The sequence below is a fragment of the Suttonella ornithocola genome, assembly GCF_001889065.1.
Classification (GTDB): domain Bacteria; phylum Pseudomonadota; class Gammaproteobacteria; order Cardiobacteriales; family Cardiobacteriaceae; genus Suttonella_A; species Suttonella_A ornithocola.
Map to the genome: position 1 here is coordinate 1 of NZ_LWHB01000265.1, position 461 is coordinate 461.

The following is a 461-nucleotide window of genomic DNA, read 5'->3' on the forward strand; positions in this document are numbered from 1 at the left end:
CAAGTCATTGCTGAAGAAAAGAATGATGACAATATTGGTAACCGCATTGAAGATGCCCTAGCAATAGAAAAAAGCGAAAGCTTTGCTGAGTCTGATGAGTTTGTTGAAACAACAGAGCAAGATGAAGATGAAAAATTGAATGCACCCGCGGTTAATACGCGTGCACCGGGATTAGTCGCATTTTTAAATCATGATGCTTCAACTGAAACAGAAGCTGCACAAAAAGTGGCGGATGCCGAAGAACCTGACGAAGAAGTGATTGAGCTGTCATCAGAAAATAAAGAAGCTGAATTGAAAGAGCGTCGTGAAAATCACGAAGAGCCAGAAAACCAATCCGTTGAAGAAGTTGAGGAAACGGTAAAAACTGTTACCGAGACCGAGACCGAGACCGAGACCGAGACCGAGACCGAGACCGAGACCGAGACCGAGACCGACGACCGAGACCGAGACCGAGACCGAGA

General features: G+C 46.0%; 1 pseudogene. It reads left to right on the forward strand.

Features of this window, described 5'->3' with window-relative positions:
* Positions 1 to 461: pseudogene (locus A5N85_RS15860) on the forward strand (hypothetical protein); the annotation flags it as partial.